General features: G+C 63.6%; 10 protein-coding genes. All 10 read left to right on the forward strand.

Annotation, left to right across the window (positions count from 1 at the left end; genetic code table 11):
• Positions 1-2 precede the first annotated feature (2 nt).
• On the forward strand, positions 3-806 hold the full coding sequence (locus HBO24_RS14640; protein ID WP_057444232.1) for an aspartate dehydrogenase: 804 nt from the start codon (positions 3-5) through the stop codon (positions 804-806).
• Positions 807-816: 10 nt separating this feature from the next.
• On the forward strand, positions 817-2,310 hold the full coding sequence (locus HBO24_RS14645; protein ID WP_115129303.1) for an aldehyde dehydrogenase: 1,494 nt from the start codon (positions 817-819) through the stop codon (positions 2,308-2,310).
• The gene (locus HBO24_RS14650) at positions 2,310-3,275 is read left to right on the forward strand and encodes a VOC family protein (protein ID WP_115129304.1); all 966 of its coding nucleotides are present in this window, start codon (positions 2,310-2,312) and stop codon (positions 3,273-3,275) included. The genes HBO24_RS14645 and HBO24_RS14650 overlap by 1 nt, the downstream gene beginning before the upstream one ends.
• A 13-nt stretch (positions 3,276-3,288) precedes the next feature.
• Positions 3,289-4,431, forward strand: a complete 1,143-nt coding sequence (locus tag HBO24_RS14655) for an FAD-dependent monooxygenase (protein WP_115129305.1) — start codon at positions 3,289-3,291, stop codon at positions 4,429-4,431.
• A 2-nt stretch (positions 4,432-4,433) separates the two neighbouring features.
• The gene (locus HBO24_RS14660) at positions 4,434-4,751 is read left to right on the forward strand and encodes a hypothetical protein (protein ID WP_057440555.1); all 318 of its coding nucleotides are present in this window, start codon (positions 4,434-4,436) and stop codon (positions 4,749-4,751) included.
• A 1-nt stretch (position 4,752) separates the two neighbouring features.
• Positions 4,753-4,980: a recombinase-like helix-turn-helix domain-containing protein gene (locus HBO24_RS14665; protein ID WP_034116488.1), complete on the forward strand. Its 228-nt coding sequence runs from the start codon at positions 4,753-4,755 to the stop codon at positions 4,978-4,980.
• A gap of 21 nt (positions 4,981-5,001) precedes the next feature.
• Entirely contained in the window at positions 5,002-6,036 is a 1,035-nt protein-coding gene (locus tag HBO24_RS14670) for an aromatic ring-hydroxylating dioxygenase subunit alpha (protein WP_115129307.1), read from the forward strand.
• A complete protein-coding gene (locus tag HBO24_RS14675; protein WP_057440557.1) occupies positions 6,033-6,440 on the forward strand; it encodes a Rid family hydrolase in 408 nt (135 codons plus the stop codon). Before HBO24_RS14670 ends, HBO24_RS14675 begins: the two co-directional genes overlap by 4 nt.
• Positions 6,433-7,392 carry a PDR/VanB family oxidoreductase gene (locus HBO24_RS14680; RefSeq protein ID WP_057440558.1) on the forward strand — a complete coding sequence of 320 codons (960 nt, stop codon included), beginning with the start codon at positions 6,433-6,435 and terminating at the stop codon, positions 7,390-7,392. Before HBO24_RS14675 ends, HBO24_RS14680 begins: the two co-directional genes overlap by 8 nt.
• A 447-nt stretch (positions 7,393-7,839) precedes the next feature.
• Positions 7,840-9,066, forward strand: a complete 1,227-nt coding sequence (locus HBO24_RS14685) for a hypothetical protein (protein WP_170059927.1) — start codon at positions 7,840-7,842, stop codon at positions 9,064-9,066.
• Positions 9,067-9,417 lie beyond the last annotated feature (351 nt).

The following is a 9,417-nucleotide window of genomic DNA, read 5'->3' on the forward strand; positions in this document are numbered from 1 at the left end:
GCATGTTGCATATCACCATGATCGGCTGCGGCGCCATTGGCGTCGGCGTGCTGGAGCTGCTGGAGAACGATCCGCAGTTGTGCGTGGATTACGTCATCGCTTCCGAGGGCTCCGAAGCCCTGGTGCGCCAGCGCCTGGCCAGTTTCAAACAACCGCCGCAGGTGCTGACCGCCTTGCCGGCCGATACGCGCCCGGATTTGCTGGTGGAGTGCGCCGGCCACCGCGCCATCGAAGAGCATGTGCTGCCGGCCCTGGAGCGTGGGATTGCCTGCCTGATTGTGTCGGTCGGCGCCTTATCCGAAGTGGGCCTGGTGGAACGCCTGGAGGCCGCCGCCGAGCGCGGCAAGACCCGCATCGAGCTGCTGCCCGGGGCGATTGGCGGTATTGATGCGTTGTCGGCGGCCAAGGTCGGCGGCCTGGACTCGGTCAACTACACCGGGCGCAAGCCAGCCCGCGCCTGGAAGAACACTCCCGGCGAGCAGGCTTGCGACCTGGACAGCATCCGCGAAGCCACGGTGATCTTCCAGGGCAGTGCCCGTGAGGCCGCGCGGCTGTACCCGAAAAACGCCAACGTTGCGGCCACCCTATCCCTGGCCGGGCTGGGCCTGGATCGCACCCACGTCACGCTGATCGCCGACCCCCACAGCGACGAAAACGTCCACCACTTCGAAGCCCGTGGCGCCTTTGGCCGTTTCGAGTTGAGCCTGCGCGGCAAGCCGCTTTTGGCCAACCCCAAGACCTCGGCGCTGACCGTGTACAGCGTGGTCCGTGCCTTGGGCAACCACGCCCATGCCATCTCAATTTAGGAGCCCGTCGATGACCCTCGAACAGACTTTACCGATCTGCATCGCCGGCCACTGGCGCCTGGGCCGTGGCGAGCGCTACGCCAGCCGCTACCCGGCCACTGGCGAGGCCGTGGCCTGGCTTAACGCTGCCGATTTGCAGGATGTGGAAGACGCCATCCAGGGCGCGCACCAGGCCTTCCTGCACAGCGGCTGGGCCCAGCGCAAACCCCATGAGCGGGCCGGTGTGCTGTACCGCATCGCCGAGCTGATCCGCCTGCACAGTGAGGAACTGGCGCAGCTGCAACGCCAGGACAACGGCAAGCCGATCAATGAAACCCGTGCGCTGGTGGCCAGTGCGGCCGGCACTTTCCAGTTCTTCGCCGCCGCCTGCGAAACCCTGGAAGAAACCATCACCCCGTCGCGCGGTGATTTCGTCAGCATGAGCGTGTATGAGCCGATGGGCGTGGTCGCCGCGATCACCCCGTGGAACTCACCGATTGCCAGCGAGGCGCAGAAGGTCGCGCCAGCCCTGGCGGCGGGCAATGCGGTGGTGATCAAACCGGCGGAAATCACCCCGCTGCTGGCCCTGCGCCTGGCCAGTCTGTGCGAAGAGGCCGGCCTGCCCAAGGGCCTGATCAGCGTGCTGCCCGGCAAGGGCTCGCTGCTGGGCGACGCCCTGACCCGCCACCCGCTGGTCAAGCGCGTGTCGTTCACCGGCGGCACCCGCACTGGCAAGCACATCGCCCATGTCGCCGCCGACAAGATGATGCCGGTGTCTTTGGAGCTGGGCGGCAAGTCGCCGACCATCGTCCTTGATGACGCCGACCTCGACCACGCGGTGGCGGGCGTGCTCTACGGCATTTTCAGCTCCTCGGGCGAGGCCTGTATTGCCGGCTCGCGGCTGTTTGTCGCGCGCGCCCTGTACGAGCCCTTTATGCAACGCCTGGTAGCCGCCGCCGCGAACCTGCGCATGGGCGACCCGGCCGACGAAAACACGCAGATGGGCCCGCTGATCAGCGCCGGCCATCGTGAATCGGTGGAACGTTACGTCGCCCTCGGCCTGGCCGAAGGCGGGCGCCTGCGCCTGGGCGGGCAGCGCCCCAGCGGTGGCCTGTATGACCAGGGCTACTTCTACCCGCCGACCATCCTTGAGGGCCTGCACAACCAACAACAGGTATGCCAGGAAGAAATCTTCGGCCCGGTGCTGGTGGCCATGCCCTTCGACGACGAAGAGCAATTGCTGGAGCAGGCCAACGACAGCCTGTACGCCCTCGCGGCAGGCATCTGGACCCGCGACTACAAGCGCGCCTGGGCCCTGGGCCGGCGCTTGCAGGCCGGCACCGTGTGGATCAACACCTACAAACAGTTCTCGATTTCCACGCCGTTCGGCGGTTGGCGCGACAGCGGCCTGGGCCGCGAAAAAGGCCGCCTGGGGATCCTGCAATACATGGAACAGAAGAGCCTCTACTGGGGCATGAACCAACAGCCACTGGCCTGGGCCGGTGTGCCACACGAGGTAGCGTGATGAGCGTTTTAGGTATTGATGAAGTCACCTATGGCGTCGAGGACCTCGACACCTGCGTGCGTTTTTTCAGCGACTGGGGCCTGACCCAGGTCAGCACGCAACCCGATGAGGTGATCTTCGAGACCCTCAATGGCTGCCGCGTAGTGCTCGCCGACCTGAACAAACCCGGCCTGCCGCCCGCCATCGAGGCCGGCTCCACCGTGCGTGAAGTGGTGTGGGGCGTGGCCGACGCGGCGGACCTTGCGCTGTACGCCGAACGCATCGCCAACGACCCGGGGTTTGTCGAAGGCAACGGGCGCATCGGCTGCACCGACCCCAACGGCCTAGCGATCCGCCTGCAAGTCACGCGTAAGCGCGAGCTGGAGATCGAGTGCAGCGGCCACAACACCTGGCAGACCAAGGGCCGGATCAACAAGGCGGCGCCGATCTACGAGCGCGCCACGCCGATTGAAGTCGGTCACGTGGTGTTTTTCGTCAAGGACGTGAACGCCTGCGAAGCCTTCTACCACGAGCGTTTCGGCTTCCAGGCCTCGGACCGCTATCCGGATCGCGGGGCCTTTTTGCGCACCGCCGAGGAAGGTGGCCACCACGACCTGTTCATGCTGCAACTGCCGGCGCCACGGGCGGGACTGAACCATGTGGCCTTTACCGTGCGCGATGTGCACGAGGTGTTTGGCGGTGGCATGCACGTGTCCCGCAGCGGCTGGCCGACCGAGATCGGCCCTGGGCGTCACCCGGTGTCTTCGGCGTTTTTCTGGTACTTCAAGAACCCCGCCGGCGCGCTGGTGGAGTACTACGCCGACGAAGACCAACTGACCGGCGAATGGCAGCCACGCACCTTTGAGCCGGGCCCCACGGTGTTCGCCGAATGGGCGATTGCCGGCGGTATCGACGGCAATACCCGGCGCCAACAACACGTCGAGGCGCCGCAAGGCAAGTTCCTCACCGACAAACCCAAATCCTGAGCAGGAGTCGCCCATGCCTTCCCTGAATATTGCTATCGCCGGTGCCGGTATCGGCGGCCTGACCGCCGCCATCGCCCTGCACCGCGCCGGTCACCAGGTCACCGTGTTTGAACAGTCCAAGGCCTTTTTGCGGGTCGGCGCCGACATCAACCTCACCCCCAACGCGGTACGTGCGCTGGATGGCCTGGGGATTGGCGCCGCCGTGCGCATCCCGGCCGCCCGGCCGACCCATCGCATCAGCCGGATGTGGGACAGCGGCGAAGAGACTTCACGCCTGGAAATGTCCGACGCCGCCGAGCAGAAGTACGGCGCCCCGCAACTGACCATCCACCGCGCCGACCTGCTGGCGGCCCTGGCCGAAGTGTTCCCGCTGGAGCAGGTGAAGTTCGCCAAACGCGCCGAGCGGGTTGAGCACACTGACGACGGCATCTGCCTGCACTTCAAGGACGGCAGCCAGCACCGCTGCGATGTGCTGATCGGCGCCGACGGCATCCACTCGGTGGTGCGCAACGCGCTGTTTGGCGAAGAGCACCCGCGCTTTACCGGGGTGGTGGCGTACCGCGCGGTGGTGCCGGCCGAGTTGGTGGCCCATGTGCCGAATATCCAGGCCTTTACCAAGTGGTGGGGCCCCAACCCGCAGAGCCAGATCGTTACGTTCCCGCTCAACCAGGGCAAAGATATTTTTATCTTCGCCACCACCGCCCAGGACAGCTGGCACGAAGAATCGTGGACCAGCGCTGGCGATGCCGACGAGCTGCGCAGCCACTATCAGGCGTTCCACCCCGACGCCCGCGCCCTGCTGGATGCGTGCAGCGATGTGCTCAAGACCGCGCTGTATGAGCGCGACCCGCTGCCGTTCTGGTCCAAGGGCCCGATCACCCTGCTGGGCGACGCCTGCCACCCGATGATGCCGTTCATGGCCCAGGGTGCCGGCCAGGCCATCGAGGATGCGGTGGTGCTCGCCCGTTACCTGCAAGACCTCGACAGCCCGTCCCAGGTCGCCACGGCCTTGCAGGGCTATCAGCAGGCGCGCCTGGAACGCACCAGCCAGATCCAGATCGGCTCGCGGGGCAACCAGTGGCTCAAGGACGGCGGCAACGCCGATTGGGTCTATGGCTACGACGCCTGGACCATCCCCACCCAAAGCGCGGCCTGAACATGAGCGACAGCTTGCTGGTGACCGTGCTGCTCAAGCACGACCAATCGAAGAACCTGGAAGACATTCAGCGGCATATGAAGCAGCAGGATTGGTGGGAGCGTTTTCCACCGCAGGGCGTGGAGTTGGTGAGCTGGACCGTGGCCATGGGCCTGGGCCAGATCGTCACCCTGCGCTTGCCGCCGAGCCTGCTGCCAGCCCTTAACGTCGAGCTTGAGCGCTCGGCGTGGGGCGTGTTCAGCACTGAAGTTTTCCCGACATACGACTTTATCCCCGTGCGCGAAACCATCCGCGAACGGGTACGCAACGGAGGTCAATGACATGAGCACTACCGAACGCTTCCTCGAGCCCCATCAGGCGCGCAAACGGCCCAATACCCAGTTTGAAGAGCTGCTGGGCGACTCCATCGAACGCGCCTTCGGCAACGGCGTGACCGAGCTGCCGGCGCTGCTCGCCCACCTCAACCTGGCCGGCCCGCCCTGCCCGCTGACCAGCGGCGAGTGGACGGCAGATGCCTATCAAACCCTGATGGCCCGGCTGGGCGAATGACCCGGCAGAAGGAATAGAACAATGACTATGCAATTGACCGTCGACCCTGTTGAAAACCATCTGGCCAATGGCCTCAAAGACCTCTGGTTCCCGGTGTTGCCTTCGGACCTGTTGGGGGAGAAGCCGGTGTCGGTGCGCCGCCTCGGCTACAAGATCGCTCTGTGGCGCGACAACGATGGCCGCGTACACGCCCTCGAAGACCATTGCCCCCATCGCGGCGCGCCGCTGTCCCAGGGCCCGGTGCTGGGTGATCGCCTGCAATGCCCGTATCACGGCGTCGAAGTGCGCTGTGACGGCACCGTGACCAAGGTGCCCGGCAGCCCCGGCTGCAAACTCGAAGGCAGCCGCCCGACCCGCATGTTCCATACCCGCGAAGCGGCAGGCGCGATCTTTTTGTTCAATGCCACCGACGCGCATTTAGAGGCCCCGCCGGAACTGGTGCTGCCCGAGCAACTGACCTCGCCGGAGTGGAGCAGCTTCGTCTGCTACACCGAGTGGAAAGGCGACTACCGCTACGTGATCGACAACGTCATGGACCCGATGCACGGCACCTACCTGCACAAGATGTCGCACTCGATGAGTGAAGGCGAAGCCACCGCCAAGTTCGTCACCCGCGACACCGACAACGGGTTCTTCTTCGAGAAGGAAGGCCAGCGCGGGGTGAACTTCGACTGGACCGAGTTCATGGACAACGGCTGCCATTGGCTGCGCCTGGAAATCCCCTACCCGAAAACCGGCGGCCCGGGCGGCAACTTCACCATTATCGGCAGCTACACGCCGAGCAGCCGCGCGCTCTCGGCGGTGTTCCACTGGCGCTGCCGACCGCTGACCGGCTGGCAGCGCGACACCTGGCGCTTCCTTTACAAGAACCGCCTGGAAGCGCGGCACTGGGCCGTGCTGGAGCAGGATCGGGTGCTGCTGGAATTCATGGAGCCGGACGCCAACCAGCGCGAAAACCTCTACCAGCACGACCTGGGCGTGGTCCGCATGCGCCGTTACCTGAAAAACGCGGCCAAGGCCCAGCTTGAACTGATCGACGCGAAGCAACTGCCATGAACGCGGTCGTGGTGGCGCCCGCCGGGGCCAGTTGGTCGAATGCGCTGCTGATCGGCCGCGAAGTGGTGATGTCGGGGATGACCGCGCACCCCGCCAGCCGCGAGGCCCCCCTGGATTGCTACGCCCAGACCCTGGTGGTGCTGGGCAAGATCCAGGCGCTGGTGACGGCGGCCGGCGGACACGTGGGCAATATCTACCGGCTGACGGTGTACCTCACTGATATCGCCGACAAAGACCAAGTGGGCCGCGCCCGACGGGATTTTTTCGCCGGGCAGGCCGTGTTTCCCACGTCCACCCTGGTGGCCGTCAGCGCGCTGGTGTTTCCTGAACTACGGGTCGAGATCGAGGCCAGTGCCCGGCTCGATGTCGACCTGCGTACCGTCACAGAGGTGAATGATGTCTAAGCCCTCCCTGCTCAATGCCCGCGTGCATACCCTGCGCTATGAAGCCGAAGGCATCATCAGCGTGGAGTTTCGGCCGTTGGGCGATACCGTGTTCCCGCCGTTCGAGGCCGGCTCGCACATCGACCTGCACCTGGCCAACGGCCTGGTGCGCAGCTACTCGCTGCTCAACTCCCCCAGCGACCAGGGGCGCTACACCGTGGGCATCCTGCGTGACCGCAACAGCCGCGGCGGCTCGGAATATGTGCACAGCCAACTGCGGGTCGGCATGCCGCTGTCGATCTCGGCGCCGCGCAACAACTTCGCGCTGGACCTGAGCGCCAGCCACAGTGTGCTGGTGGCCGGTGGCATCGGCATTACCCCGATCTACTGCATGTTCCGCCAGTTGCTGGCCCAGGGAAAATCCGCCGAGCTGATCTATTGCGCGCGCTCGCGCCAGGAAGCGGCATTGGTGGAAGCCTTGAACGGCCTGGATGCGCGGGTGGTGTACCACTTCAACGACGAGAAAGGCGTGCCGCCGGACCTCGCCGCCTACCTCGCTGGCCAGCCGGCAGATACGCACTTCTACTGCTGCGGGCCGACGCCGATGCTGGATGCGTTCGAGGGCACCTGTGAGCGCCTGGGTTATCCCCATGCCCATATCGAGCGCTTTACCGCCGCCGAACTGCCGCCCAGCGAAGATGCCCAGAGCCGCTATAGCGTGGAGCTGAAAAAGTCCGGCAAGACGCTGTCGGTGGAGCCCGGTTTGAGTTTGCTGGATGTGCTGCTTGAAGCCGGTTGCGACATTGACCACAGCTGCCGCGAGGGGGTGTGCGGCTCCTGTGAAACGCGGGTGGTGGAAGGCGAGATCGACCACCGCGACGGGGTACTGACCAAGGCCGAGCGTGCGGCGAACACGTCGATGATGGTGTGCGTTTCGGGCTGCAAGAGCCGGCGCTTGGTGCTGGACCTTTAGTCTGCATAGGCTCGGTGGTGGGGCTGTTGTGGCGAGGGGGCTTGTCCCCTCGCCACAATGTCAGGCAGACCATCTATCGAGTAAATAAGTAGGCAACTTATTATTCACCCGTAAAACACAAAATTGCCCGTTTCATTGGCAGCGTGCAATAAAGACGCACCTATCACGAGCAACTTTGTTACCGCACTTACAGGTTGTTTCATGGGTTATACAAAGCGCTTTGTTTCCCATATAAACAATTGTTTTCAAGCAGGTTTTTGTAAATCCCCAGTAAATACGCCGCCTGGCACACTTCCTGCTCTACTCCTGTGCATTCACTGATTAAACGGCGTTTCGCCGATAAAACAATAATAACCAACACTTAAACCCGGTAAGACCCGCTCCCTCCTTAGTTGCCTTTAAAGGCAAGCGGACGAGTGTTGCCGATTACCCGGTAGAGAGGTCTCTATGAAGCGTGTCTTGTGTGCAGGATTGATGTTTGCCAGTTTCAGCAGTTTCGCCGCAGAACCCATCCCTTCCGAACCGGTGCGGGCCAACGCCGCCAATAAACCTTTCCCGCATATTGCCTGGCGCAGTGAGGCCGGCGACGCCAGCCTGGATATCGGCGGTGCGTTGCGTACCAACTATCGCGACGAGCATTGGGACACCACCGAGAACAATGGCCGCTTCCTCTTCGACACGTTCCGCCTGGACGTGCAGGCCACCTACAAGAGCCTCTATAGCGATATCGGCTACTGGTTCCAGGACGACGGCAAGCGCTCCATCGACCGTGGTTTCGTCGGCTATCGGCTCAATGCCAACTCCAACGTGCAACTGGGAGCGCCGTTCAAGCCGTTTGGCCTGGAGCCGTATCCGCAATTTGGCTGGAGCTACCACCTGCCGTTTTTCATGGGCTATGCCTCAAGTGCCGGCACCGGCCTCAAGTACAGCTACAAGGACCAGGACTGGGACGTGCAGCTTGGCTTCTTCCCGCGCATGTTGCCCAGCGACCTTCGCTACTCGCCTGAAGTCGGGCGTTACGCCGACCTGAAGGACAATGCGATTGCCGCGATCCAATCGCGCCAGGACAACGAGAAGCGCAACCAACTCAACGCCCGCGTAGCACGGACCTTCAACAGCAATGGCTGGAAAACCGAGATCGGCGCCTCGCTGGCCACCGCCCAGCTGTACAACGCCACCACCCGGGACGACGGCGACTACTGGGCCGCCGGTGTACACGCCATCATCAACAAGGGGCTGTGGACCGTTACCAGCCAGGCCATCCGCTACGAATACGACCCTGAAAACCCCACCGGCGTCAGCAAGGACTCGGTGCTGATGGGCGGCAACGGCCTGACCCCCGCGTACCTGATCGCGTCCAAGGCCACCCTCGCCTCGATCAACCTCGGCTATGACGTCTACACGCCGACGCTGGGGCAGTTGAAGAAGGTCAAGTTGTACACCGACTACAGCCGGATGATGAAAGACAAGAGCGCCTGGGATGATTCGCAGATGTTCACCGTGGGCGCGCAGTTCCTGGCGATGCCGGTGATGGCCTGGGTCGACTTTACCTGGGCGCGCAACGCCAACCCCTATGGCGGGGCCGAGAATGGCAGCGGCTTTACCAATACCAGCTCGGTGGGCAGCAACGAGTGGTATTACCGCACCAACGTGAATATTGGTTACTACTTCTAACCAGGCAACAAAAATCAAAGGTGGGAGCTGTTGAGCTTTGGCGAGGTTGCGATAGGCATGAGTCTCTACATAACTCTTTTCTCTGGTGCTTCTTGGGTTTGTGTACATATCCGTTGCTGGGGTTACGGCGGCTATTGGTTCCGCTCTTACAGCGGGTCACTTTTGGAAAAGAGCCCCAAAAGTAACCAAAAGGGCTCTTGCCCCACCACTCGGTGCCTCGCCTAGGCTCGGCATGCCCGCAGTCAGGCATTGCTCCGTGGGCCCGCCGCGATCGGCCATCCATGGCCGTGTCGCGGCTACCCCGGCATCCTGCCGGGGTGCCCACTGCGCAATACCTGCCTGCGGCCATCG

Source organism: Pseudomonas sp. WS 5410 (genome assembly GCF_012985645.1).
Lineage (GTDB): Bacteria > Pseudomonadota > Gammaproteobacteria > Pseudomonadales > Pseudomonadaceae > Aquipseudomonas > Aquipseudomonas shahriarae.